Annotated in this window: 20 protein-coding genes and 1 tRNA gene; 19 read left to right on the top strand and 2 right to left on the bottom strand. The window is 58.0% G+C overall.

Features of this window, described 5'->3' with window-relative positions; translation table 11 throughout:
• Nucleotides 1–98 precede the first annotated feature (98 nt).
• The 13 genes from Q2B33_RS03765 (at nucleotide 99) to Q2B33_RS03705 (ending at nucleotide 12,957) form a co-directional block, all read left to right on the top strand.
• A complete protein-coding gene (locus Q2B33_RS03765; protein WP_300913870.1) occupies nucleotides 99–1,061 on the top strand; it encodes an LD-carboxypeptidase in 963 nt (320 codons plus the stop codon).
• Between the two features lie 161 nt (nucleotides 1,062–1,222).
• Nucleotides 1,223–1,305: transfer RNA gene (locus Q2B33_RS03760), tRNA-Leu, on the top strand.
• Between the two features lie 80 nt (nucleotides 1,306–1,385).
• Nucleotides 1,386–1,919, top strand: a complete 534-nt coding sequence (locus Q2B33_RS03755) for a Uma2 family endonuclease (protein ID WP_300565311.1) — start codon at nucleotides 1,386–1,388, stop codon at nucleotides 1,917–1,919.
• Between the two features lie 24 nt (nucleotides 1,920–1,943).
• Nucleotides 1,944–2,207 carry a hypothetical protein gene (locus Q2B33_RS03750; RefSeq protein WP_300565313.1) on the top strand — a complete coding sequence of 88 codons (264 nt, stop codon included), beginning with the start codon at nucleotides 1,944–1,946 and terminating at the stop codon, nucleotides 2,205–2,207.
• Nucleotides 2,208–2,319: 112 nt separating this feature from the next.
• Entirely contained in the window at nucleotides 2,320–3,291 is a 972-nt protein-coding gene (locus Q2B33_RS03745) for an aldolase catalytic domain-containing protein (protein ID WP_300565315.1), read from the top strand.
• A gap of 73 nt (nucleotides 3,292–3,364) precedes the next feature.
• Complete coding sequence (aspS, locus tag Q2B33_RS03740) at nucleotides 3,365–4,741, top strand: aspartate--tRNA(Asn) ligase (protein WP_300773580.1); 1,377 nt, start codon at nucleotides 3,365–3,367, stop codon at nucleotides 4,739–4,741.
• A 99-nt stretch (nucleotides 4,742–4,840) separates the two neighbouring features.
• Complete coding sequence (locus tag Q2B33_RS03735; protein ID WP_300782354.1) at nucleotides 4,841–6,112, top strand: O-acetylhomoserine aminocarboxypropyltransferase/cysteine synthase family protein; 1,272 nt, start codon at nucleotides 4,841–4,843, stop codon at nucleotides 6,110–6,112.
• A gap of 136 nt (nucleotides 6,113–6,248) precedes the next feature.
• Nucleotides 6,249–6,605: a zf-HC2 domain-containing protein gene (locus Q2B33_RS03730; protein WP_296461935.1), complete on the top strand. Its 357-nt coding sequence runs from the start codon at nucleotides 6,249–6,251 to the stop codon at nucleotides 6,603–6,605.
• Nucleotides 6,606–6,653: 48 nt separating this feature from the next.
• Nucleotides 6,654–9,350, top strand: a complete 2,697-nt coding sequence (gene polA, locus Q2B33_RS03725; RefSeq protein WP_300782357.1) for a DNA polymerase I — start codon at nucleotides 6,654–6,656, stop codon at nucleotides 9,348–9,350.
• A 259-nt stretch (nucleotides 9,351–9,609) separates the two neighbouring features.
• Nucleotides 9,610–10,215 carry a dephospho-CoA kinase gene (coaE, locus tag Q2B33_RS03720; protein ID WP_300773585.1) on the top strand — a complete coding sequence of 202 codons (606 nt, stop codon included), beginning with the start codon at nucleotides 9,610–9,612 and terminating at the stop codon, nucleotides 10,213–10,215.
• Nucleotides 10,216–10,380: 165 nt separating this feature from the next.
• Nucleotides 10,381–11,178, top strand: coding sequence for an MBL fold metallo-hydrolase (locus Q2B33_RS03715; protein WP_296461929.1), 798 nt, complete (start codon nucleotides 10,381–10,383; stop codon nucleotides 11,176–11,178).
• A gap of 22 nt (nucleotides 11,179–11,200) precedes the next feature.
• Entirely contained in the window at nucleotides 11,201–11,473 is a 273-nt protein-coding gene (locus Q2B33_RS03710) for an ACT domain-containing protein (RefSeq protein WP_300782360.1), read from the top strand.
• Nucleotides 11,474–11,592: 119 nt separating this feature from the next.
• Nucleotides 11,593–12,957, top strand: a complete 1,365-nt coding sequence (locus tag Q2B33_RS03705; RefSeq protein ID WP_300782363.1) for a PFL family protein — start codon at nucleotides 11,593–11,595, stop codon at nucleotides 12,955–12,957.
• Between the two features lie 10 nt (nucleotides 12,958–12,967).
• Here Q2B33_RS03705 and Q2B33_RS03700 read toward each other — a convergent pair whose 3' ends face one another.
• On the bottom strand, nucleotides 12,968–14,266 hold the full coding sequence (locus Q2B33_RS03700; RefSeq protein WP_300782366.1) for a nucleotidyltransferase family protein: 1,299 nt from the start codon (nucleotides 14,264–14,266) through the stop codon (nucleotides 12,968–12,970).
• Nucleotides 14,267–14,581: 315 nt separating this feature from the next.
• On the opposite strand from Q2B33_RS03700, the gene pta reads away from it, so the two are divergent.
• The 5 genes from pta to Q2B33_RS03675 all read left to right on the top strand — a co-directional run bounded on the left by pta (nucleotide 14,582) and on the right by Q2B33_RS03675 (nucleotide 22,532).
• Entirely contained in the window at nucleotides 14,582–15,583 is a 1,002-nt protein-coding gene (pta, locus tag Q2B33_RS03695; protein ID WP_300565331.1) for a phosphate acetyltransferase, read from the top strand.
• Between the two features lie 274 nt (nucleotides 15,584–15,857).
• Nucleotides 15,858–17,054, top strand: a complete 1,197-nt coding sequence (locus Q2B33_RS03690; protein ID WP_296471846.1) for an acetate kinase — start codon at nucleotides 15,858–15,860, stop codon at nucleotides 17,052–17,054.
• Nucleotides 17,055–17,365: 311 nt separating this feature from the next.
• Nucleotides 17,366–18,622 (top strand): C39 family peptidase, encoded by a 1,257-nt coding sequence (locus Q2B33_RS03685; protein ID WP_300782369.1) that lies wholly within the window; start codon nucleotides 17,366–17,368, stop codon nucleotides 18,620–18,622.
• A gap of 151 nt (nucleotides 18,623–18,773) precedes the next feature.
• Nucleotides 18,774–20,240 carry a glutamate--tRNA ligase gene (gene gltX, locus Q2B33_RS03680; protein WP_300565337.1) on the top strand — a complete coding sequence of 489 codons (1,467 nt, stop codon included), beginning with the start codon at nucleotides 18,774–18,776 and terminating at the stop codon, nucleotides 20,238–20,240.
• A gap of 345 nt (nucleotides 20,241–20,585) precedes the next feature.
• Nucleotides 20,586–22,532 carry an ATP-dependent helicase gene (locus Q2B33_RS03675; protein WP_300782371.1) on the top strand — a complete coding sequence of 649 codons (1,947 nt, stop codon included), beginning with the start codon at nucleotides 20,586–20,588 and terminating at the stop codon, nucleotides 22,530–22,532.
• Between the two features lie 150 nt (nucleotides 22,533–22,682).
• Here Q2B33_RS03675 and Q2B33_RS03670 read toward each other — a convergent pair whose 3' ends face one another.
• Nucleotides 22,683–23,009, bottom strand: a complete 327-nt coding sequence (locus tag Q2B33_RS03670) for a DUF1292 domain-containing protein (protein ID WP_300565341.1) — start codon at nucleotides 23,007–23,009, stop codon at nucleotides 22,683–22,685.
• Nucleotides 23,010–23,230: 221 nt separating this feature from the next.
• On the opposite strand from Q2B33_RS03670, the gene Q2B33_RS03665 reads away from it, so the two are divergent.
• Complete coding sequence (locus Q2B33_RS03665) at nucleotides 23,231–23,422, top strand: hypothetical protein (protein ID WP_300565342.1); 192 nt, start codon at nucleotides 23,231–23,233, stop codon at nucleotides 23,420–23,422.
• The last annotated feature ends 1,695 nt before the right edge of the window (nucleotides 23,423–25,117 follow it).

The following is a 25,117-nucleotide window of genomic DNA, read 5'->3' as shown; positions in this document are numbered from 1 at the left end:
CACCGAGATCTACACTCTTTCCCTACACGACGCTCTTCCGATCTCTGGGGGAGGGCATCGGCATCAGCAGCACGCCGGAGAATTGCGGCAGGGAAGTGATGGAGATGTTCCTTTCCGAAGAGCCGGACTGCCTGATTTCCTGCGGCGGCGGGGAGCTGATGTGCGAAATCCTGCCCCATGTGGACTTCGGAAAGCTTGCCCAGGCAGAGCCCAAGTGGTTCATGGGCTATTCCGACAATACGAACCTGACCTATCTGCTGGCCACCCTGGCGGATACGGCTTCCGTGTATGGGCCCTGTGCGTCCTCTTTCGGCATGGAGCCCTGGCATGAGGCATTGTGGGATGCGTTCGGGATTCTTGCCGGGAAAAGCGGTGCCTGGATGCGGGGAACAATGGGAAAGACGGCTGCGGAAGCACATATGTCGGCGGCCGGAAGAGAAGCGGGCCGGAAGGGCGGCGAACCCACAGCGGCCAGCGGGGACTGCAGTTGGTCGGAGGAGCCGCATGGCGCGGCAGTGCGGGGCTACGGGCTTTGGGAGAAGGAATCCCTGAAGGGCCCGGAGAATCCGCTGGCCCCTTACAATCTCACACAGCCTCTGGCAATCCGCACGTATGTGGGCCGGGAACCTGCAGGCGGTGAGGCGGCATTTCAGGGCAGGCTCCTGGGAGGCTGCCTGGACTGCCTGGTGAACCTGCCGGGCACCCGTTTCGACAGGACCAGGGAATTCGTGGAGCGATACCGGGAGGACGGCATCGTCTGGTTCCTGGAGGCCTGCGACCTGAACGTGTTCGCCATCCGTCGGGCTATGTGGCAGTTGGAGGAAGCGGGCTGGTTTGAGCATGTGAAAGGTTTCCTGATCGGCAGGCCCGCGAACGGGGAGCCCATGATGGGGCTGGATGCATACGGCGCGGTGCTGGAGGTGGCAGGGCGCAAGGATGTGCCGGTGGTCATGGACGTGGACTTGGGACATCTGCCGCCTATGATGCCGATTGTGGTGGGAAGCATGGCGGATGTGGCGGTGAAGGGGAACGATATCCGGATTGAGATGCGGTATGTGTGATACCATGTTTTATAGCACTATCGCGAAAATTTTCTGATAATTCAGAGGGGCGCAGTGAATAGTGCGAAAGAAAGAAATGCCAAATTATTGCTTGTCAAGCGGCGCTTTCTGTGATAAAATTGATGTGTTGTGAGGTGTTCATCAGACTTCATGGCATAGATGCCGGCGTGTCGGAATGGCAGACGAGGCAGACTCAAAATCTGTTGTGGGCAACCACGTGCGGGTTCAAGTCCCGCTGCCGGCAGGCAAGACCTTACAAAATCTCCGGATTTGTAAGGCCTTTTTTATAAGCAGGCCACAGTGGAAGCTGTCTGGGGGGAATATATGGAAGCATTGTGGAAAGGGGAGCTGTATACGGTTGAGGATATCTATGCCCTGCCGGATGGCGAAAGGGCGGAACTGCTGGACGGGCGAATTTATTATACGGCGCCGCCGACTGCCAGGCATCAAAGGCTTCTGAACTTTTTGAACACGGAGATCAATCTGTATATCCGCGGGAAGGGCGGCGAATGCGAAGTGTTTCCAGCCCCGTTTGCGGTTTTCCTGTACGAGGACGACAGGAATTATGTAGAGCCGGATATCTCAGTGATATGCGACAGGGACAAGATTACAGAAAAAGGCTGCCAGGGCGCGCCGGACTGGGTGGTCGAAATCGTGTCTCCCAGCAGCCGCCAGAGGGATTATTTCCACAAATTGTTCAAGTACCGCACCGCAGGGGTCAGGGAATACTGGATAGTGGATCCGGAAAAGAACCGGGTCACTGTCTACAACTTCCAGCATGACATGGGAGAGGAGTATTCCTTTGGGGAGGAGATACCATCCGGAATCTATGAAGATTTCCGGACTACGATTCAATAGTCAAAGCATGGACAGGGAGATAGAATGGATGAAGTAAAAATGCTGGTTTCCTGCGTAGTGGAGAAGGAGGGACGGAAAATCGTCAGGGTTTCTTTCCTGCGCGGAATGGAAGAAGAGCGTTCCATGGACTATGCCGAAGGCATTCTGCCGGATGGAATCATAGTGAAGTCGGAGGGCTTCTCCGAGACGGAAGTCCAGAAGCTGGAGGCCTATATGAGGGCGAACAGGAAGGATATCCTGAAACAGGCGAAGGAGATCAATCCGCTGCGGAACTGGATGAACGGCTGATCGGATAGAGTGAATCCATCGAAAAGATAATCGAAAAAATGATGCTGCGCACGTGGAAAAACGAAACGGACGACAAAGGCGCAGCATACCCGGAGAAAAGGAGCAAAACAGCATGAAAGAGATATCGAATCTAATAGCATACCGCCCGGACGTCAAGGTGGTGGACGCCACCCTGCGGGACGGCGGGCTGGTAAATAATTTCTACTTCACCGATGAGTTCGTGAAGGCGCTGTACCTGGCGAACCTCCGGGCGGGGGTGGACTATATGGAGTTCGGCTATAAGGCCTCCACGGAGATGTTCGACGTGGACAAGTTCGGCAAGTGGAAATTCAGCAGGGACGAGGACATCCGGAAGATCGTGGGAGAGAACGCCACGGACTTGAAGGTTTCGGTGATGGCGGACGTGGGCAGATGCGAGAAATCGGACATCATCGACCGGGCGGACAGCCCTATCGACATGATCCGGGTGGCCACCTATGTGAACACCATCCCGGGGGCGGTGGACCTGATTGAGGATGCCAAGAGCAAGGGCTACGAGGTCTGCTGCAACATCATGGCCATCTCCCATTCCCTGGAGGGGGAGCTGCGGGCCGCCCTGGAGATTCTGGGGCAGTCCCCGGTGGACGTGCTCTACATCGTGGACAGCTACGGCGCCATGTACCCGGAGCAGATCGCGCGCTTCGCGGACATGTATACGGAAGTGGCGGCCAAATACGGCAAGAAGGTGGGAATCCACGCCCACAACAACCAGCAGCTTGCCTTCGCCAATACCATCGAAGCGGTAGGGGACGGCGTGGACTGGTTAGACGCCACTTACGCCTCCATGGGCCGAGGGGCGGGGAACTGCGCCATGGAGCTGTTATTGGGGTTCCTGCGCAATCCCAAGTACAATATCTATCCCGCCATCCAGTTCGTGGATAAATATATGACGCAGCTGAGGGAAGAGGGCGTGGTCTGGGGCTACGACCTGCAGTATCTGATGACAGGCCTTCTGAACCAGCATCCCAGAGCCGCCATCCAGTTCACCAAGGAGAAGCGGTCCGACTATACGGAATTCTACAGGGAGATGGTGTCCCAGGAGTAAGGAGAGGGGAAGCGGCCTGTCTGAACTGCTGCGGCGGAAAGGATGACTGGCCCGGTGCGAAGAGCCAGGGGGTATGGCAGACAGGAGCGGTTATCAGAAACGGAGGCAGAAGATGAGCGAGAGGGTCTATATAAAGGACGTAGCCGGGAAAATCGGCACGGAGGTGAAGCTGCAGGGATTCGCGGACAATATCCGTAACAGCAAGTCCATGCTGTTTATCGTCTTAAAGGACATCACCGGAAAGGTGCAGATTACCCTGGAGAAGGAAAAGGCGCCCGAACTGGCGGAGCAACTGGAGGCAGTGACCAACGATTCCGTCCTGACGGTAATCGGCCAGGTGGCGGAGAACGAGTACGTGAAGCTGGGCGGCATCGAAATCATTCCGAAGGAGATTTCCGTGGAGAGCGTGGCAGAGGCCCTGCCCATTGCCAGAAAGGAGATTCCCGCCTCCAAAAAGAAAAAGGCTGTAGAGCGCTCCAGCATCGACCAGCGCATCGACTACCGCTGGATTGACCTGCGGACAGAGGAAAATCAATTGATGTTCCAGGTACAGACGACTTTGGTGAACGCCATGCGGCAGTACCTTTTAAAAGAGAACTTCATCGAAATCCACACCCCCAAGCTGATCGGAGCGGCCAGCGAGAGCGGTGCGGACGTGTTCCAGGTGGAATATTTCGACAGAAAGGCCTATCTGGCCCAGAGCCCGCAGTTCTACAAGCAGATGGCCATGGCCAGCGGCTTCGAGCGCATCTTTGAGGTAGGGCCGGTGTTCCGGGCGGAGAAGTCCTTCACCAGCAAGCATACCACGGAGTTCACGGGCTTCGACCTGGAATTCAGCTATATCGATTCCTTCCGCGATGTGATGAGGATGGAGGAGAACCTCCTGCGGGCAGGCTTGGAGGCAGTCCAGGAAAGACACGGAGAACAGATAAAAGAGCTGTTCGGCATGGAAGTCATCGTGCCCGACACGCCCTTCCCCGTGGTCACCCTGAAGGAGCTGTACCGGGGGCTGGAACAGGAGTTCGGATATACGGTGGAGGAGTCCGAGAAGGGCGACCTTACCACGGACGCGGAGCGGCTGAGCTTCGAATGGGTGAAGAAGCATTACGGCCATGAGTTCCTGTTCGTCACGGATTACAGCGCCCAGAAACGGGCATTCTATCATATGAGGGACGAGAACGGGGTGCCCCAGGGGTACGATCTTGTGTGGCGGGGCGTGGAGATTACCACCGGGGCCCAGCGGGAGCACCGCTGGGAAGTGCTGAAAAAGCAGGCGGAGGAAAAAGGCCTGGCGGAGGACGTGAAATTCTATCTGGAATTCTTCCGTTACGGATGCCCTCCCCACGGCGGCTTTGGAATCGGCGTGGACAGGCTGACCATGCTGCTCATGGGCCTGACCATAAAGGATGCCATGTTCCTGTTCCGGGGACCGAACCGTCTGACACCTTAAGCATACCGGAGACAGGCTCTGCCAATGGGGAAAGTCTGCCAATAAGGATAGAATAGTTTGCCGATAAGGAAAGACAACATATATCAGGAGGAGAACAGCATGAAAATCGACAGCATATGCGTACAGGGCGGCTACACGCCGGGAAACGGGGAACCCCGCCAAGTCCCAATCGTCCAGAGCACTACCTTCAAATACGACACCAGCGAGGAGATGGGGAAGCTTTTTGACTTAGAGGCCAGCGGCTATTTCTACACCAGGCTCCAGAACCCCACCAACGACTATGTGGCGGCCAAAATCGCTCAGCTGGAGGGCGGCACCGCGGCAATGCTGACCAGCAGCGGACAGGCCGCTAATTTCTATGCGCTTTTCAATATATGCAGCTGCGGCGACCACATCGTCTCCTCCAGCACCATCTATGGCGGGACCTTCAACCTGATCTCCGTCACCATGAAAAGGATGGGCATAGACGTGACCTTCGTGAGCCCGGATGCCACGGAGGAGGAATTGAACGCGGCTTTTCAGGACAATACTAAGGCAGTGTTCGGCGAGACCATCGCCAATCCTGCCCTCACCGTGCTGGACATCGAGAAGTTTGCGGGATGCGCCCATGCCCACGGCGTTCCCCTGATTATCGACAATACCTTCGCCACCCCTGTCAACTGCCGTCCCTTCGAGTGGGGGGCGGACATCGTGACCCATTCCACCACCAAGTACATGGACGGCCACGGCGCGGCGGTGGGCGGAGCTATCGTGGACAGCGGCAGGTTCGACTGGATGGCCCACGCGGACAAATATCCCGGCCTGTGCACCCCGGACGACAGCTACCACGGCATCACCTACGCGGAGAAGTTCGGGAAGGAGGGGGCCTTCATCACCAAATGCACCGCCCAGCTCATGCGGGATCTCGGCTCCATCCAGAGCCCCCAGAACGCCTTTATCCTGAACCTGGGGCTGGAGAGCCTCCATGTGCGCATGCAACGGCACTGTGAGAACGGCCAGGCGGTGGCGGAATTCCTCTCTGCGCATCCGAAGGTAGCCTATGTGAACTACTGCGGCCTGCCGGGAGACAAATACTATCCCCTGGCGCAGAAATACCTGCCGAAGGGCAGCTGCGGCGTAGTCTCCTTCGGCCTGAAGGGCGGCAGGGAGGCGGCCAGCAGCTTCATGAAGAACCTGAAGATCGCGGCCATAGAGACCCATGTGGCGGATGCCCGCACCTGCTGCCTGAATCCGGCCTCCAGCACCCACCGCCAGATGACGGACGAGCAGCTGAGGGAGGCGGGCGTGCCTGCGGAGCTGATCCGCATCAGCTGCGGTATCGAGGACAAGGAAGATTTGATCGCGGATATCGCCCAGGCGCTGGGGGCCTGAGCGAATCGGCAGGAGACGGGGAGGCGTACAGAAAAGCGGCCTGATATGCCCGGGTAAGCTATGCGGGGAGCCGGGAGTGGCCGGTAGATTTTGGCTGAAAGCAAGGACAGATTCGCCAGGCCGCGGAAGCGAGGGGGTGGGAGAAGTGGCACCGTGGGAGAGGAAAGAGGATACGGAGTGCAAAGAATTCGAGAAGCTGATTCCAGGATTCATCGGGAGGAAGCTGGACTTCCCCACCCTGAAGCGCTTCTATGAGCACTGGGAGCGGTGCGGGGAGTGCAGGGAGGAGCTTTCCATCCAGTTTTTGGTGGCGGAGGGCATGCAGCGCCTGGAGGACGGCAATGCTTTCGACCTGCAGAGCGAGCTGGGGCAGCGCCTGGAGGAAACCAGGCGGAAAATCAGCTACAATTCCGCGTTCCTCTATATCGGCTCTGCCCTGGAAATCGTGGCATCCGGATTTCTTGTGTGGATATTCGTTTGGATTTTGCTCTGACTATGCTATCAATGTCATAAACATCATTTTGTCAAAGGCGGTGGAACCATGGTAAAAGACAGGAAGCTAGTACTGATAGACGGACACAGCATTTTGCACAGGGCCTTTTACGGCGTGCCGGATCTGACCAATGCCAAAGGTCTGCACACCAATGCGGTGTACGGCTTTCTGAACATCATGTTCAGGATTCTGGAGGAGGAGAAGCCGGATTTCCTGGCGGTGGCCTTTGACGTGCATGCGCCCACCTTCCGCCATGAGATGTACGAGGCATACAAAGGCACCAGGAAGCCCATGCCGGAGGAGCTGCGGGAGCAGGTGCCCGTGCTGAAGGACGTGCTGCGGGCCATGCAGGTGACCATCGTGGAGCAGGCAGGGCTGGAGGCGGACGACATCCTGGGGACGCTGGCCAAGAAGGCCCAGGCCCAGGGGATGGAGGTATCCTTGGTGTCCGGCGACAGGGATTTGCTGCAGGTCGCGGACGAGCATATCAAGATCAGGATTCCGAAGACGAAGATGGGGAGGACCGAGGTGGAGGACTATTATCCGGAGGATGTAGTCAAGGCCTTCCAGGTGACCCCGCACCAGTTCATCGATTTGAAGGCCCTTATGGGCGACAGCTCCGACAATGTGCCCGGAGTGCCCAAGGTGGGGCAGAAGACCGCCACGGAGCTCATGGTGCAGTACGGCTCCATGGAGGAGATTTATGCCCATGTGGAGGAAATCTCCAAAAAGAGCATCCGGGAGTCCCTGATTGCGAACCGGGAGCTGGCAGACCTGAGCAAGGTCCTGGTCACGATTCGGACCGACAGCGACGTGTCCATGGACTATGAGGCCTCCAAAGCGGAGGGCTTCTATACAAAGGAGGCCTACGACCTGTTCAAGGAGCTGGAATTCCGCAACATGCTCAGCCGCTTCCGGCAGGATCAGGCGGATGCCAATGAGGACATCGCCGCCACCTTCCGGAGGCTGGAGAGCCTGGAGGACTTCCTCGGGAGGCTTAAGAAGATAAAGGACAGCCAGCGGGTGGGCTTATTTCTGGCCATGGAAGGAGATTGCCCGGTGGCAGCGGCTGTATCCGCGCAGGAAGAGACCTTCCTCTATGTGCTGCCCCGGGAAGAGAATGTGCAGCTCTCCCTGTTCGAGGAGCCCGGTCAGAATCGGGGAAGGGAGGGGGAGGAGGCCGCCTGTGCAGAGGGCCTGCGGGCACTTTCCGCCAGGGCGCGGATCGCGTCTTTCGATATCAAGAGACTGTATCCATACCTGGAACAGGATACGACCGAACGGTATTTCGATATTCTGATTGGGGCCTATCTGTTGAATCCTCTGAAGAACGATCACGCGCCGGAGACCATTGCGGCAGAGCATCTGGGGTTGCAGATTCCGGGCTGGGCGGAGCGCTTCGGCAAGCAGAAGGCCGGGGAGGCTGTCCGGGAGGCACCGGACAGATTCATGGAATACTGCTGCTACGGGGCTTATGTGGCCCGGAAAGCGGCGGACGTGCTGGAGAGGAAGCTGACGGAGACCGGCATGGACTGGCTCATGCGGGAGATGGAGATGCCTCTGTCCCTGGTGCTGTACGACATGGAGCGGGAGGGCGTGGAGGTGCGTAGGGAGGAGCTGAAGGCCTACGGCGACGCCCTGGTGGCGCGGATAGAGGAGCTGGAGAAGTCCATCCATGCCCAGGCGGGGGTGGCGTTCAACATCAATTCCCCCAAGCAGCTGGGGGAGGTGCTCTTCGACACCATGAAGCTCCCCGGGGGCAAGAAGACCAAGACAGGGTATTCCACGGCGGCGGACGTGCTGGAGAAGCTTTCGGAGGAGGCCCCCATCGTCAAGGACATCCTGGAATACCGCCAGCTTACCAAGCTGAAGTCCACCTATGCGGACGGGCTGGCCGTCTACATCGGGGAGGACAGGAGGATCCACACCAGCTTCAACCAGACCATCACGGCCACGGGCCGCATCAGCTCCACGGAGCCCAACCTCCAGAACATCCCCATGCGCATGGAGCTGGGCAGGCGCATCCGCAAGGTGTTCGTGCCCAGGGAGGGCTGCGAGTTCATGGACGCTGACTATTCCCAGATAGAGCTGCGGGTGCTGGCCCATATGTCCGGGGACGAACAGCTGATCGAGGCCTACCACATGGACCAGGACATCCACCGGATCACGGCGGCGAAGGTGTTCCACACGCCCTTCGAGGAGGTCACGGATCTCCAGCGGCGCAACGCCAAGGCCGTGAATTTCGGCATCGTCTACGGCATCAGCTCCTTCGGCCTGAGCCAGGATCTGAGTATCAGCAAGAAGGAGGCGGCGGACTACATCGAGCAGTATTTCGCCACCTATCCGGGGGTAAAGGCCTTCCTGGACGGGCTGGTGGCCGGGGCGAAGGAGAAGGGCTATATCACCACCATGTTCGGCAGGAGAAGGCCTGTGCCGGAGCTGAACTCCTCCAATTTCATGCAGCGCTCCTTCGGGGAGCGGGTGGCCATGAATTCCCCCATACAGGGCACGGCGGCGGACATCATCAAGATCGCCATGATACGGGTGTGGCAGGCCCTGCGGGACAGCGGGCTGAAATCCAGGCTCATCCTGCAGGTGCACGACGAGCTTGTCATAGAGACCTACCGGGAGGAAGAGGAGCAGGTAAGGCAGATCCTCCTGGAGAACATGCAGGGAGCGGCGGAGCTGGACGTGGCCCTGGAGGTGGATCTCCACACCGGGGACAACTGGTACGAGGCGAAATGACGGGAAAACTGCCGTGTGCCGAAGGGGCATGGCGGCAGCGGCAACACAGTGAGTCGAAGGGGGCCGGGGCGGGAAAGGAAAACGATTTTTCGGCCCAAGGAGAACGCGATTTCGGATGGCTGATAGGAAATGCCGTCCGCGACCGGGCTCGGAGACCGCGGCAAGCGCAGACCTGGCAGGATAGAGCGGCAGAGGCCGGGAACGGAGGGGACAGGATGCGCCGGGAGAGCGGAAAGCCGCGGAGGACAGGAGGGCGAAGATGCGCTTCATAGGGATTACGGGCGGCGTTGGGGCCGGGAAATCCGAGATACTGGATTATATCCGGAAGCATTACAGCTGCGAGATCTATCTGGCAGACCAGGTGGCGCATCTGGTGAAGCAGCCGGGCACGAAAGCTTACCAGGCATTGCTCTCCCTGCTGGGACAGGATGTGGCGGGACGGGACGGCCTGATAGACAAGGGACTGATGGCAGACAGGATTTTCGCGGATCCCTCCCTTTTAGAGCAGGTGAACGGCATCATCCACCCGGCGGTGAAGGCGTTTTTGCTGGAGCGGCTGGAAAGAGCCAGGGCGGCGGGGCAGGTGGATTTCTTCTTCGTGGAGGCCGCGCTGCTGATTGAGGGCGGATATCTTGCGCTGGTGGACGAGATGTGGTATATTTATGCGGACGAGGCGATACGGCGGCAGCGGCTCAGCGCCTCCAGAGGCTACAGCGAGGAAAAAATCGCCCGGATCATGTCAAGCCAGCTGGGGGAAGCCCAGTTCCGGGAAAGCTGCGACTTCGTCATAGACAACAGCGGAGAGCTGGCGGAGAGCTGCAGACAGATCGACCGGCGGCTGTCCGGCCTGAAATGCAGGGAATAGAAGGCGGGTGCCGGGACGGCATGCCGTTCATGGCAGATACATAAGGAAAAAAATAAGGACTGCCGCAGGCCTGGGACCCGGCCCATGTGCGGAGGCGCTTTCCCCATATGCCCATGACAGGGGGCGACGGCCTGCGGAAGCTCAAAAAAGGATGGAATCAGGGAAATGAGATTGTGCAGCATTGCAAGCGGCAGCAGCGGGAACTGCATCTATGTGGGGTCCGAGGCCGCCCATCTGCTTGTGGACGTAGGGATAAGCGGCAAAAAGACCGAGGCGGGCCTGAAGGAGCTGGCGCTTTCGGGAAACGATATTGACGGAATATTGATAACCCATGAACATGCCGACCATATACAGGGGCTGGGGATTATGGCGAGAAAGTATGAGATACCCATCTACGCCACGGCGGGCACCATAGCGGCCATGAAGGACTGTAAGGGCCTGGGAAGCGTGGACCACGGTCTGTTCCATGAGGTGAAGGAGGACACGAAGTTCACCATCAAGGATTTGACCATCAATCCCATGCGGATCTCCCATGACGCCGCCCAGCCCGTAGGATACCGGATTTCCTATGGAAACAGGCGTGTGGCGGTCTGTACGGATCTTGGGGTATACAATGACTATACAGTGGAATGCCTCAAGGGCATGGACGCGCTGCTGCTGGAGGCCAACCATGACGTGAACATGCTCCAGGTGGGGCCATACCCCTATTATCTGAAGCAGCGTATCCTGGGGGAGAGGGGGCATCTGTCCAACGAGAACACGGGCAGGCTGCTGTGCCGCATCCTCCACGACGGATTGAAGGCAGTGCTGCTGGGGCATCTGAGCAAGGAGAACAACCTGCCGGAGCTGGCCTTCGAGTCCGTGCGGATGGAGATCAACATGGGGGACAATCCCTACAAGGCGGGGGATTTCGATATACGGGTGGCAAGGCGCAGCGAGGTGACGCCGGCGGTGGTAGTGTGAGAAGGAATGGAGGAATTAAGTTATGAAAAGGACGATTATCACGGTAGTGGGAAAGGATACCATAGGCATCATCGCAAAGGTCTGCACCTATCTGGCGGAGAACGGCATCAACATCCTGGACATCTCCCAGACCATCGTGCAGGGGTATTTTAATATGATGATGATCGTGGACACCAGCACCACCCAGAAGCCTTTCGGGGATATGGCGGACGAGATGACGGCGCTGGGCGAGGAGACCGGTGTGCAGATTAAGTGCCAGAAAGAGGAGATTTTTGACAAGATGCACAGAATCTGATCCTGCCGGGACGGCGGAATGGCCGGATCGGCTTTCGGAGGATCGTGGGCGCCGGGGGATGTCCCGTAGGCGGCGCATTGTCCGGGCAGAGATAGCCGGTGCCGGCAGGGAGGTTATGTATGATCAATATATATGAAGTGGCAGAGACCAACAAGATGATCACGGAAGAGAATCTGGACGTGCGCACGATCACGCTGGGCATCAGCCTGTTGGACTGCATCGATTCCGATTTGCGGAAACTGAAGGACAATATCTACGAAAAAATATATGACGCTGCCAAAGACCTGGTGCGGACCGGGGAGGAAATCTCCAGGGAATTCGGAATACCGATTGTAAATAAACGCATATCCGTCACGCCCATTGCCCTGATAGGAGGAGCGGCCTGCAAGTCCCCGGAGGATTTCGCCTCGGTGGCGGAGACCCTGGACGGGGTGGCGAAAGAGGTGGGCGTGAACTTCATCGGCGGCTATTCCGCTCTGGTGAGCAAGGGGATGACGGCTGCGGACGAGCTGCTGCTCCGTTCCATCCCCCAGGCCCTGGCGGCCACAGAGCGGGTGTGCGCGTCCGTGAACCTGGGCTCCACCAGGACGGGCATCAACATGGACGCGGTAAAGCTCATGGGAGAGATCGTCAGATCCACCGCGGAGCTTACCAGAGAGGCGGATTCCCTGGGCTGCGCCAAGCTGGTGGTATTCTGCAACGCGCCGGACGACAATCCCTTCATGGCGGGAGCCTTCCACGGCGTCACGGAGGCGGATAAGGTCATCAATGTAGGGGTCAGCGGCCCCGGCGTGGTGAAGACCGCCCTGGAGAAGGTGCGCGGAGAGAACTTCGAGGTGCTCTGCGAGACCATCAAGAAGACCGCCTTCAAGGTCACCCGGGTGGGCCAGCTGGTAGCCCAGGAGGCATCGGCCATGCTGCAGGTGCCCTTCGGCATCGTGGACCTGTCCCTGGCGCCCACCCCGGCCATCGGGGACAGCGTGGCGGACATCCTGTGCGAGATGGGCCTGGAATACGCAGGCGCGCCCGGCACCACGGCGGCCCTGGCCCTGCTCAACGACCAGGTGAAGAAGGGCGGCGTGATGGCCTCGTCCTACGTGGGGGGCCTAAGCGGCGCGTTCATTCCGGTCAGCGAGGATCAGGGCATGATCAATGCGGTGCAGGCAGGGGCCCTGACCCTGGAGAAGCTGGAGGCCATGACCTGCGTCTGCTCGGTGGGGCTGGACATGATCGCCATCCCCGGGGACACCAAAGCCTCCACCATATCCGGCATCATCGCGGACGAGATGGCCATCGGCATGGTGAACCAGAAGACCACGGCCGTCCGCATCATCCCCGTCATCGGCAAGGGCGTGGGGGAGACCGTGGAGTTCGGCGGGCTCCTGGGCTACGCGCCGATCATGCCCGTGAACCGCTTCGGCTGCGAAAGATTCATCGACCGGGGCGGCCGGATTCCCGCGCCCATACACAGCTTCAAGAACTAGTACCCCGGCATCAGAGCATCACCAGCGGCGTGGAGAATTCGTTCTTTGGCGGCCGCCCGATATGTGCGCAGGCCATTGCCCGATAGAGCGCGCTGCTTCGGACATCAAGCTCCAGGAGCCTGTAGGCGTCTGCCTCCAGGCTCTTTTTTGCGTCCGCCAGCTTGGTGACGAGCGGGACGGAGGAAAGCTTCCCTATGGCTCCCAGCAGCGGCGCGGCCTGGCGGCGGAAGCCCAGCACCCTGGCGTAGGGGGCATGGCCTAAGCCCTGCCCCAGCTCCATGTGGGCCTTCTCGATGCCCAGCAGGATGTGCAGCAGGCATCTGCTGATTCTGGTATAGGTCATATTCTTTGTCTTCAATAACTCACAAAAGCTCTCATAGCCTGCGAAGCCGTTCAACTGTCCCGCGATGCGGTCTGAAAGGCTCTGGGACACGTCCATATATTTTTCATATCCTTGCCCCTGCTCCATTAGTAGCTTGTAGAACAGGAGAGGAGAGAAGTCGTCTGCGTGGAGGAGCCTGGCCTTTTCCGTGTAAGAGCTCAGAATCCGCAGCGACTCCCCGGGCATGAAGCCAGCCAGCCGGGCCGGCGTGCATCCCTGTTGTAACGCCTGGCGGATGGCCAGGGCGGAGGAAAGGGACGGCCCCGGCTCCTGCCCCGGCCTGGAAGCAGGCTGCGCAGGCGCAGGGAATCCGCCATAGAAGCCCTCATGATATCCGGCTCCCACCCTCTGTATCGTCACGGGAACCATGCCGCTCTCAAGACGTAAAAGCGCCTTGATATAATCAATTCCCAGTATATTGTTCGGTGAAGCCAGGATTTCGCCGCATCCCTCCGGAAGCGCTTCCCCGGCTTCCCGGCAGGCTGATATGGCCCCGGCCCTGGCGCTTGGATAGGACAGCCCCTGCTTCAGGAAAGCCTTCAGCGCCGTGCGGTACTGCTCCGGCTCATCCAGGAGGAATGCCGCAATCTGCCCCAGCGCATCCGCATCGCCGCACTCGCTGCCGAAGCAGAGATGGGTCACGGCCCCCAGCCCGTGGAGCAGCGCCACGGCCCCGGAGGCGAAGGCCTCGGCGCTGGAGGCGGCGTAGAGCGCGGGGAGCTCCAGCACCAGGTCCGCGCCGCAGCGCAGGGCCATCTCGGCCCGGGCATGTTTGTCCGCCAGGGCGGGCGCCCCCCGCTGGACGAAGTCCCCGCTCATGACGACGACGGTATAGTCCGCCCCGGTGAGGCGGCGGGACTCCTCCATCTGATATCTGTGCCCGTTATGAAAGGGATTGTATTCCGCTATGATTCCGTTTACCCGCATGGGCTGGCCTCCTGTCCGTGTTGTCGGTTTTCCGATTATAAATGTCAAGCGGCAATGTGAAAAAAATAACACACTTGAAAGCGTTTACAACAGCTTAACTGTGGATATTATCAGGTCAGGGGAAAATGCGCGTGTATCAGAAAATATACAATTAAGCGCATAGTTGATCCTTGTGTATTGTTCCCTTTTTTAGTATAATATGGATAATACGGTTTGTTAAGTGAAAATATTATAAATATTTACCGCGAAGCAGACGGTCTGCAAGGCAGAATGGATATGGGGATAGCGGAAAAAGCGCTGGAAAGGAGAAGGGATATGTCATATATTGACAAAATCAAGGACAGGGCGAAAATGGACAAGAAGACAATCGTGCTGCCGGAGTCCAAGGACAAGAGGACCCTGATAGCCGCGGCGAAGATTGTGGAAGAGGGCATTGCCGATATCATCATGGTGGGCAATGAGGAGAAGATTACGGACGGCGCAGGCTGGCTGGAGGTAGACCTCACCGGCGTGGTGGTCATCGACCCCGCCAAGACCTCTAAGCTGGATGAGTATGTGGAGCTGCTCTATGAGACCAGGAAGGCCAAGGGCATGACGCCGGAGAAGGCCAGGGAGACATTGCTGAACGACTATCTCACCTTCGGCATCGTCATGGTGAAGGCCGGCGACGCGGACGGCATGGTGGCCGGCGCCTGCCATTCCACCGCGGAGACCCTGCGGCCCGCCCTGCAGATTTTAAAGACTGCCCCGGGCGTGAAGCTGGTGTCCGCTTTCTTCGTCATGGACACCCAGTTCAAGGATCAGGGGGACGACGGCACCTTCCTCTTCGCGGACTGCGGCCTGAACCAGGATCCCACGGCGGAGGAGCTGGCCGCCATCGCGGAGACCTCCTACAGGAGCTTCAAGTCCCTGATCGGCCCCAAGCCCGTCATCGCCATGCTGAGCCATTCCACCAAGGGAAGCGCCAGGCATGAGATGGTGGACAAGGTGGTGGAGGCCACCCGGATCGCCAGGGAGGAGTACCCTCATCTGCTGATAGACGGCGAGCTGCAGCTGGACGCGGCTCTGGTGCCCGGCGTGGCCAAGTCCAAGTCCCCCGGAAGCCCGGTGGGAGGCAGGGCGAACATCCTGATATTCCCCAACCTGGACGCGGGCAACATCGGCTACAAGCTGGTGCAGCGCCTGGGGGGCGCGGAGGCCTACGGCCCCATGCTCCAGGGCATCGCGAAGCCTGTCAACGACCTGTCCAGGGGCTGCTCCTGGCAGGACATCGTGGGCGTGGTGGCCCTCACTGCCGTACAGGCCCAGCTTGCATAGGACGGAAGCGCGGCAGGACTGTCCGATGGGTGCGCGGCACGCAGACGGGACCGCAGAGTCGGGAGATTCCGTCCCGGAAGAGCACGACCGATCGGCATCGGCATCGATGGAAACCGGAAAACGGAAGCCGGAAACTGAAAGATATACTGCATAACGCTGAATACTGCCTAATGTAATCATGGGATTGAACCAGTCAGCATCATGCAGTCTGGTTTCACGGCAGGTGAAATCATTAAGCAGGATAAAAAGCAGATCAGAAAGGAAGCATACAGCCATGAAAGTGTTAGTGATCAATTGCGGGAGCTCATCCCTGAAATTCCAGCTCATCGACGCAGAGTCCGAGCAGTGCCTTGCCAAGGGCATCTGCGAGCGGATCGGCATCGACGGAAGCATGATAACCTATGCGCGTGAGGGCGGCGAGAAGGAAAGAAAAGTCACCCCCATGCCGGACCACACCGAGGCGATCCGCCTGGTGCTGGAGGCTCTGACCAACCCGAAGACCGGCGTGGTGGCCAGCCTGGAGGAAATCGGCGCGGTGGGCCACAGGGTGGTGCACGGCGGGGAGAAGTTCGCCCAGTCCGTGGTGCTGGATCGGGAAGTGCTGGCCGCGGTGGAGGAGTGCAACGACCTTGCCCCCCTGCACAACCCGGCGAACCTGATTGGGATCGAGGCCTGCAGGAAGCTGATGCCGGATACCCCCATGGTGGGCGTGTTCGACACCGCTTTCCACCAGACCATGCCGGAGGAGGCCTATATGTACGGCCTGCCGTATGAATATTATCAGAAATACAAGGTCAGGAGGTACGGCTTCCACGGCACCAGCCATTCCTATGTGTCCAAGAGGGCGGCAGAGGTGCTGGGACGGCCCTATGAGGATCTGAAGATCATCGTGTGCCACCTGGGCAACGGCGCCAGCATCTCCGCCGTGAAGAACGGCAGGTGCGTGGACACCTCCATGGGACTGACCCCTCTGGAGGGTCTGATGATGGGCACCCGCTCCGGGGACATCGACCCGGCCATCATCGAGTTCCTGGCCAACAAGGAGGAGAGGAACATCGGCGAGGTCATGGCCGTGCTGAACAAGAAATCTGGCGTGCTGGGCCTTTCGGACAATCTCTCCTCGGATTTCCGCGACCTGGAGGACGGCTACAACGCGGGGGATCCCAATGCGGTCCGCGCCATGAAGGCCTACTGCTACCGGGTGGCGAAGTACATCGGCTCCTACGTGGCGGCCATGAACGGCGTGGACGTCATCTGCTTCACCGCGGGGATAGGGGAGAACGCGCCGCTGGTGCGCACCTCTGTCTGCGAATACCTGGGCTACCTGGGCGTGGAGCTGGATCAGGAGGCCAACGGGAAGCGGGGCCAGGACATCGCGATCACCACGCCCGAGAGCCGCACTACGGTCATGGTGATCCCCACCAATGAGGAGCTCGCCATCGCCAGGGAGACCGTGCGCCTGGTAAAATGATCTCTGGAACTGAGCCGTATGATGGGCTGTCGGGGGTATTTCCCCACAGCCCATTTTATACTGCGCACCGGTTGACTTTACAGTGCAACCCGACTGCAGACCGCCAGCCAGGCACTTTCCCAGGGACACCACTGTAAATCCTGGCGGTCTGCAGTATACATACGGCGGGTTTTTCCGTAAGATTTTCCTGTATCAATCTGCCGCGCAGGGGCTTTTCGTTACAACTATGATACAGATATGTGGAAAATCTGTAACAATGATAGGGTATTCTCGTTATAGAAAGATAGGAAGACCACGGAAAAGGGCATTCTATGGAAAAGAGGAACCACAGCGTAAAAGGGCCGGACTGTGACAGATGGAGGAAGAGCGTGAGGGACGACAGGGGATACAACAGCAGGGAAGCATATGAGGAAAGAGAGCCGTACGGCGGGGATGGATTCTATGGAAGGGATGAACTCCGTGGGAGAAGGCCATACAGAGGAGATGGAGCCTACAGGAGAAGGCCTTTTCGCACAGAGGGCTCAGGCAGGCCGCTGCCCCGTCGGATGCGGGAGCGGGGGGCGGCAAAAAAGCGCAGGGAAATCTGCTTTCTGATTCTCTGTCTGCTTCTGGGGGCGAATCTGCTGCTCCTGCTGGATCTCCGATACCGGATCGGTGGATTGGACAGGACCTTGGATCAGACGGTGAACCGGACAGCGTCCAGCGTCCGGGAGGAGGACAGCGTCCCGGAGACGGAGTCCCAGACCCGGGAGGATGTGCCGAATCCCACATATGGCTCCGCGGGATCGGAAACCGGCGACGACATCGTGGACTATGTGAGCCAGTGCGGCCTTGCGCAGGTGGACATGCCCATGGACCGCAGCCCCGAGGAGGTGCTGGTCTGCCTGCAGGAGCTGTCCCAGGACAATGAGCAGATCGCGGAAATCTACAAGCAGCATTCCCGTTACTCCGATGACATGCTCAAGGCCCTGGCCAACAATCCGGAGATGGCTGATTTCGTGATGAATTCCCTGGACAGAGACGCAAGGCCGTCCTATACGGGCCTGTCGGAGCTGGAGCGGAGCCAGGACTATCCCCTTTTCCTGCAGTGGGATCCCAGGTGGGGATATGAGAGCTACGGGGACGACAATATCGGCCTGTCCGGCTGCGGGCCCACCTGCGTGTCCATGGCCATGTACTATCTGCTGGGGGATGAGAGCATCACCCCGGATGCCGTGGCCAGGTACAGCATGGACAATGGCCATTATGTCATGGGCACCGGCACGGCATGGGCGTTGCTGGAGGAGTTCCCGGAGACCTGCGGGGTCAGCGTGGAGCAGCCTGCCGCCTCGGAGCAGGCCATGAAGAATGCCCTGGATAAGGGAGGCGTCATCATCTGCTCCATGAGCCAGGGGGATTTCACGGCAGGGGGACATTTCGTGGTCATCTACGGATACGATTCGGAGGGCTTTTTCGTCAACGACTCCAACTGCGTGGCCCGCAGCAGGGAGAAATGGGAATTCCGCAGGCTGGAGTGGCAGATCAAGCATATGTGGGTCTACTATTCTATGCAGGAGCGCCGGAATTGACAAATCTGTCCATGGCGGGCATATAGGGCTGTCGGTCTTTCGCGGTGGTTTCCTGAAAGTATTATTGGCGTGTAGTGTAAAATGTGGTTGCAGTTTTGTCCAAAAGGTACTAAAATAGGTACATGATTAACTGTAGAAAGAGGAAGCGACCATGAAAATCAGAACAAGATATGCGCCCAGCCCTACGGGAAGAATGCATGTAGGCAATCTTCGTTCGGCTTTGTACGAGTTTTTGATAGCGAAGCATGAGGGCGGCGACTTCATGCTCCGCATCGAGGATACCGATCAGGAGCGCTTTGTGGAGGGTGCCACGGAAATCATCTACCGCACGCTGGAGCAGGTGGGCCTGCAGCATGATGAGGGGCCTGACAAGGACGGAGGCTTTGGGCCTTATGTGCAGAGCGAGAGGATGAAGACCGGCATCTATACCAGGTATGCCAAAGAATTGATCGACAAGGGGGAAGCCTACTATTGCTTCTGCGACAAGGAGAGGCTTGCTTCTCTGAAGACAGAAGTGGTGGAGGGCAAAGAAATCACCATCTACGATAAGCACTGCCTGTCCTTGTCCGGGGAGGAGATTGAGAAGAATCTGGCAGCCGGCAGGCCCTTTGTCATCCGGCAGAATAATCCGTCGGAGGGAACCACTACGTTCCACGATGAGCTGTATGGCGACATAACGGTGGAAAATGCGGAACTGGACGACATGATTCTGATTAAATCTGACGGCTATCCCACCTACAATTTCGCCAATGTGGTGGACGACCATACCATGGGCATCACCCATGTGGTGAGGGGGAACGAATATCTGTCCTCTTCGCCGAAATATGTGCGCCTTTACGAAGCTTTTGGCTGGGAGCCGCCGAAATATGTGCACCTGCCCCTGGTCACTGACGAGAATCATAAAAAGCTGTCCAAGAGGAGCGGCCATTCCTCCTTCGAAGATTTGATGGAGCAGGGCTTTGTGGCGGAAGCGGTGGTGAACTATATCGCTCTGTTGGGATGGAGCCCGGAGGAGAACCGGGAGATCTTCAGCCTGGAGGAGCTGATTCAGAAGTTCGACTATCACCGAATCAGCAAATCTCCCGCTGTGTTCGACATCGTGAAGCTGCGCTGGATGAACGGCGAGTATATCAAGGCCATGGATTTTGACGCGTTCTATGAGATGGCTGAGCCGTACCTGAAAAAGGCCCTGACCAGGGATTTCGACCTGCAAAAGATTGCCGCCATGGTGAAGACCCGCATCGAGGTGTTTCCCGACATCGCCGGGATGGTGGACTTCTTTGAGGAGCTGCCGGAGTACGATACCGCCATGTACACCCACAAGAAGATGAAGACGAACGCGCAGTCATCCCTGGAAGTGCTGACAGAGCTGCTGCCCAGACTGGAGGAGCAGGAGGACTACAGCAATGACGCACTGTACGGGACGCTGGCGAAATACGTGGAGGAGAAGGGCGTGAAGAACGGCTATGTGATGTGGCCGATCCGCACTGCCGTATCCGGCAAACAGACCACGCCTGCGGGCGCCACGGAAATCATGGAGGTGCTGGGCAGGGAGGAGTCCCTGAAGCGGATCCGCAGGGGCATCGAGCTGCTGCAGGCGGCTGTGGAAGCGCAGTAAGCATCGCACGGGGCAACAAATTCCCGTGGACTGTAGAAATAAACGGGCGCAATGAGCTGCCGTCCGGGAGGAGGCCCTCCGAGACCGGGGGCCTCCGGGCAGCCATCTGTCACGGGCTGTAGATTTTACGGGCTATCATTTCGAATCTGCATCATCATTCAGGCATCCTCTTATACGGTACATCAATGAAACTCGCATGAAACTACAACGAAAGACCAATATATGCTCATCATGCAGCCATGGGCTGACCGGAAATCACGATTTTGCCGCCTGTCTGGGCATTCCCATCAAAATAGAAAAACTCATCATATCAAAAGGAATAAAAAGCCGAAAAAGGAGAGAATTATGGATTTAAGCAGCGCAAACGAACCACAGAAGAACGCGATCACGCATCTGCGCGGGCCATGCCTTGTCCTTGCGGGGCCGGGAAGCGGGAAGACCTACACCATTACGAACCGCATCCTGTACCTGCTGGAGCAGAAAGTGCCGCCGGAGCGAATCCTGGTGATTACCTTCATGAAGGAAGCCGCCCTGTCCATGCAGAACCGGTTCCAGCAGATGGCAGGCGCTGCCGGTCATGGCGGCCCTGTGTTCTATCCGGTGAACTTCGGAACCTTCCATTCCATCTTTTATCACATATTGAAAGAATCCAAAGCGCTCAAATCAGGCGAGCTGCTGAAAAATTCGGAGAAGAAAAATCTGATCATCCCCATACTAAAGACATACGAGAACAGCCGGGAGCATGCGGCCCAGGGCGGACAGGGACAGAATGCCCTGAGCGAGGACGCCGCCCAGATACTGTCCGCCATCGGCTACTATAAGAACACCATGGATATGCCTGCTGCCGCCGCCAAAGCGCCTGCCGTGTGGCAGCAGGATTTCGAGGCCGTCTGCCGGGACTATGAGCAGACGGTGAAGAGGACAGGCCGTCTGGATTTTGACGATATGCTGTACAACTGCAAGCGGCTGCTCCAGGAGGACGGGGCCGTCAGGAGCTACTGGCAGAACCGGTTCCGGCATATCCTGATCGACGAGTTCCAGGACATCAATCCGGTGCAGTACGAGGCGGTAAAGCTGTTGGCGGCAGACCCCTACAACATCTTCGCCGTGGGGGACGACGACCAGGCCATCTACGGCTTCAGGGGCTCCCGGCCGGAATGCCTCAAGCGCTTCCAGACAGAGTTCGGGGCCAGGCAGCTTCTGCTGGACGTGAACTACAGGAGCATGCCGGAGATCGTGCAGGCCTCCCTGTCCGTCATCGAGGAGAACAGGGACAGGTTCCTGAAGCGTCTGCGGGCCGCCGCGGAGCCCGGGAATCCGGAGGGCCCGAATCCGGTGGCCCTCCATGCCTTCCCGGACAGGGAGGGCCAGTACGGATATCTGTGCCGGAGCATTGCTGCTGGGCTGCAGACGGGGGAGAGCTGCGCAGTGCTGTTCCGGACAAATTCCTATATGCAGGGCTTTGCCGCCAGGCTGAAGGCCGCGGGCATCGCCTATGAGATGAAGGAGCGGGCCGCCAGCATCTACGAACAGTTCATCGTAAAGGACATCATGGCCTATCTGTGGCTGGCCAGCGGGAAGGGGAGCAGGGAGCATATGCTCCAGGTCATGAACAGGCCCTCCCGGTACATCAGCCGGGAAGCGGTGGGGGCCGGAACCGTGGATTTCGGGAAGATGCGGGAGTATTATGACAGGGTGGAGATGGCGGAGCGGCAGAGGCGGGAGGCGAAGGAAAGGCTGACCTGCCTCGAAAAGCAGCTTCTGGGCATCAGGGGACGGTCCCTGCGCCTGGCGGTGAGCTTCATCCTGAAAGGGATGGGGTATGAGCAGTATCTGAGAGACCTCTCCAGGACAGAACCGGAGAAAAGGGAGGAGTGGCAGGAGCTTCTGGAATGGCTGAAGGAGGACGCGGCCTCCTATGCCGATGTGGAGGAATGGACCCGCTTCCAGGAGGAATACGCCAGGACCCTGGAACAGGCAAAAGAGGAGGGGAGGCAGCGCAGAGGCCCTCAGGACAGGCAGCAGGAGGGGAAACCGGCGGTGCAGCTTTTGACCGTGCACGGGGCCAAAGGGCTGGAGTACGACAGGGTATGGATTCCGGACTGCAACGAGAAGATCTTCCCCCATGGGACCATGCCGGAGGAAAGCGCTGTGGAAGAGGAGCGCAGGATTTTCTATGTGGCCATGACCAGGGCAAAAAAGAACCTGGAGCTTTCCTACCTTACCGGTACGAAGGAACGCCCCAGGCAGCCGTCCAGATTCCTGAATCCCCTTTATTCCCGCGAGCAATGAGCCAAGCGGCCGTTGCCTGCAAAGCCAACAAAGCGTTGGCTTGGCCAGTTGGCGAATGCCGCGAGAATCGGATGCCCCGCCCCTCACGGCTGTTACACCGGTGCATGAATTCCCGGGCGCTGATTGCTCAAGGATTCATGCACTGGTGTACTAGGTATCTGATTCTTCCGTCAGCTCATCGAATTCACAGCTGTCCAGATATTCGTCGAAAGCCTCCGCCACGATTTCGTATTCGTCGTCGTCCTCGATGTAATCCAGGACGGGCTCCTCGTTGGGGTCATCGGGATTTTCGCTGTAGCTGTAGAACCAGACCTCGCCGTCCTGATTTTCCCCGTTCTCGTCTATGGGGAGCAGCACGATGTAGTCCTTTTCTTTCACTGTGAGAATCGTGATCACTGCACAGTTGACTACGGAACCATCGTCCAGCTCCAGCTCCACAGTCATCTCCTCATCTTCGTAGTCGTTTTTCTTTCCCATGGAAAAACCTCCTCTCTGCCCCTATTATACCCGACTTGCCGCCACAGCGCAAGCAGAGAATCCGGCCGCTGGAAGAAAAGTTGCCGGGTCGCTGGTGCGGGTCATATCGACAACGGTTCATATTGACAGCCGAATAAAGGCTTTACACCTTGTCGAAGGGCTGTTATAATGGAAGCATCAGATACACACAGACGGCGCGTTTATAAGTGGGAGGTGATTATATGCCATCCGGGATTGAAGTCACAAAACAGGCCCTTGATGATTTCGAGAAAATTCAGGAGTATATGTTTTTGGCAAAAAAAGAAAATGCAACAGAGACATATGCAAAACTCAAAGAAAAGTATTTGACATTGAAGGCATTGCTGAATGTCGCAGGCGTCAACATGACAGACATCGACAGAATCAAGGAATAACCGGTTCTACAACTAAATATCTACCATAACGAAGGTGCAAAGTCTTTATTGAGTCATCAGGATGATTCAGGGCTCTGCACCTTTTCAAAATAAAAATATGTCGGAAAATACATTTTTTCTTTCTATTGTTCCGGTGGTGTGATATAATCACAAGTACGTAACGGGCAGTGTATTGTGCAGATTGTGCAGATAACGGAATATGGAGGGGAGCGATGACAAAAACATTTTCGCATAAGCAGCCGTACCCTTTAGGGGCCCACATAGAGGGCGGTGGAGTTCGTTTTTCCTTCGTGTCCAGGGAAGAGTCCTGTGGAATCCTGCTGTACGACAGGCAGACGGGCATCCTGTCGGAGAAGATTCCCTTTGCCGGGGAGGACAGGATCGGCAATGTGTATTGCAGGACGGTGGAGGGCATAGACACGAAAGATTGCGCCTACCTGTTCTATGAAGGGGAGCGCCTGGTGCCTGACGAAAGAGGGCGTGTGTTCCCGAAACGGATTCCCTATGGGAAGGCGCGCACAGCGGAGGACATGAAGGCCGGCTTCCTGACGGAAGGCTTCGACTGGGAGGGGGATGTTTTCCCCCGGATTCCGTACAGTCAGGTGATTGCCTACTGTCTGCATGTGCGAGGGTTCACGAAGCACGCCTCCTCAAATGTGGCTCACAGGGGCACCTTTGCGGGAGTGAAGGAGAAAATTCCCTATCTGAAAGAGATAGGCGTCACGACCCTGGAGTTCCAGCCCGCCTATGAATTTATGGAGGTTCCCCTGAAAGAGGAGCCTTCCGGGAAGCCGCCCCATGTGATGGAAGCCGCTATGGCCGCCCGGCCTGCCGGGAAGGAGCTGAACTACTGGGGCTATAAGAGAGGCTATTACTATGCGCCCAAAGCGGCCTATGCCGCGTCCCGCGATGCCGCGGGGGAGTTCAGGGAGATGGTAAAGGCGCTCCATGGGAACGGCATGGAGCTGGTGATGCAGTTCTATTTTCCAAAGGAAGTAAAGCGCAGGGAGATTCTTGAAATCCTGTGCTTCTGGGTGCTGGAGTACCATGTGGACGGCTTCCATCTGCTGGGGGAGGATCTGCCTGTGGACATGCTGGCAAGGGACGATGTGCTGGCGGATACGAAGCTGTGGCATTATGGCTTTGACGCGGACGGCATCTATGAGAGGAACCAGCAGCCCCGGTATCCCCATATCGCCGAGTACAACGACGCGTGGTATTACGACATGCGCAGGTTCCTGAAGGGCGATGGGAACATGCTGGGCAGCGTGCTCTATCATATGCGCCATATCCCGCAGAAGGCAGGCGCGGTTCATTATATCAGCAATTATTTCGGCTTTACCCTGGCGGATCTGGTATCCTATGACTATAAGCACAATGAAGAGAACGGGGAGGGGAACAGGGACGGGAGCGACTACAACTGCAGCTGGAATTGCGGCGACGAGGGCGCTACACGTAGGCGCAGCGTCCGTGAGCTCAGGCTCCGGCAGATGAAGAATGCCATGTGCCTGGTGCTGCTCTCCCAATCCACGCCGCTGATCTTCATGGGGGATGAATTCGGAAATTCCCAGAGAGGGAACAATAACCCATATTGCCAGGACAACGCGGTGACCTGGCTGGACTGGAGGGGCATGGAACGGAATGCGGATCTCCACGGGTTCTGGAAGATGCTGGCGGGTTTTCGGCGGCGCAATC

Origin of the sequence: uncultured Acetatifactor sp., assembly GCF_948601915.1 — a bacterium.
In the GTDB taxonomy this organism is placed as follows: Bacteria; Bacillota; Clostridia; order Lachnospirales; family Lachnospiraceae; genus Acetatifactor.
This window is presented reverse-complemented; position numbering and strand designations above follow the sequence as displayed.

Coding starts and splice junctions, on each gene's coding strand:
- Q2B33_RS03765 (WP_300913870.1), top strand. CDS start 99: ATGGAGATGTTCCTTTCCGAAGAGCCGGACTGCCTGATTTCCTGCGGC.
- Q2B33_RS03755 (WP_300565311.1), top strand. CDS start 1,386: ATGGAAGCATTGTGGAAAGGGGAGCTGTATACGGTTGAGGATATCTAT.
- Q2B33_RS03750 (WP_300565313.1), top strand. CDS start 1,944: ATGGATGAAGTAAAAATGCTGGTTTCCTGCGTAGTGGAGAAGGAGGGA.
- Q2B33_RS03745 (WP_300565315.1), top strand. CDS start 2,320: ATGAAAGAGATATCGAATCTAATAGCATACCGCCCGGACGTCAAGGTG.
- aspS (WP_300773580.1), top strand. CDS start 3,365: ATGGCAGACAGGAGCGGTTATCAGAAACGGAGGCAGAAGATGAGCGAG.
- Q2B33_RS03735 (WP_300782354.1), top strand. CDS start 4,841: ATGAAAATCGACAGCATATGCGTACAGGGCGGCTACACGCCGGGAAAC.
- polA (WP_300782357.1), top strand. CDS start 6,654: ATGGTAAAAGACAGGAAGCTAGTACTGATAGACGGACACAGCATTTTG.
- coaE (WP_300773585.1), top strand. CDS start 9,610: ATGCGCTTCATAGGGATTACGGGCGGCGTTGGGGCCGGGAAATCCGAG.
- Q2B33_RS03715 (WP_296461929.1), top strand. CDS start 10,381: ATGAGATTGTGCAGCATTGCAAGCGGCAGCAGCGGGAACTGCATCTAT.
- Q2B33_RS03710 (WP_300782360.1), top strand. CDS start 11,201: ATGAAAAGGACGATTATCACGGTAGTGGGAAAGGATACCATAGGCATC.
- Q2B33_RS03705 (WP_300782363.1), top strand. CDS start 11,593: ATGATCAATATATATGAAGTGGCAGAGACCAACAAGATGATCACGGAA.
- Q2B33_RS03700 (WP_300782366.1), bottom strand. CDS start 14,266: ATGCGGGTAAACGGAATCATAGCGGAATACAATCCCTTTCATAACGGG.
- pta (WP_300565331.1), top strand. CDS start 14,582: ATGTCATATATTGACAAAATCAAGGACAGGGCGAAAATGGACAAGAAG.
- Q2B33_RS03690 (WP_296471846.1), top strand. CDS start 15,858: ATGAAAGTGTTAGTGATCAATTGCGGGAGCTCATCCCTGAAATTCCAG.
- Q2B33_RS03685 (WP_300782369.1), top strand. CDS start 17,366: ATGGAAAAGAGGAACCACAGCGTAAAAGGGCCGGACTGTGACAGATGG.
- gltX (WP_300565337.1), top strand. CDS start 18,774: ATGAAAATCAGAACAAGATATGCGCCCAGCCCTACGGGAAGAATGCAT.
- Q2B33_RS03675 (WP_300782371.1), top strand. CDS start 20,586: ATGGATTTAAGCAGCGCAAACGAACCACAGAAGAACGCGATCACGCAT.
- Q2B33_RS03670 (WP_300565341.1), bottom strand. CDS start 23,009: ATGGGAAAGAAAAACGACTACGAAGATGAGGAGATGACTGTGGAGCTG.
- Q2B33_RS03665 (WP_300565342.1), top strand. CDS start 23,231: ATGCCATCCGGGATTGAAGTCACAAAACAGGCCCTTGATGATTTCGAG.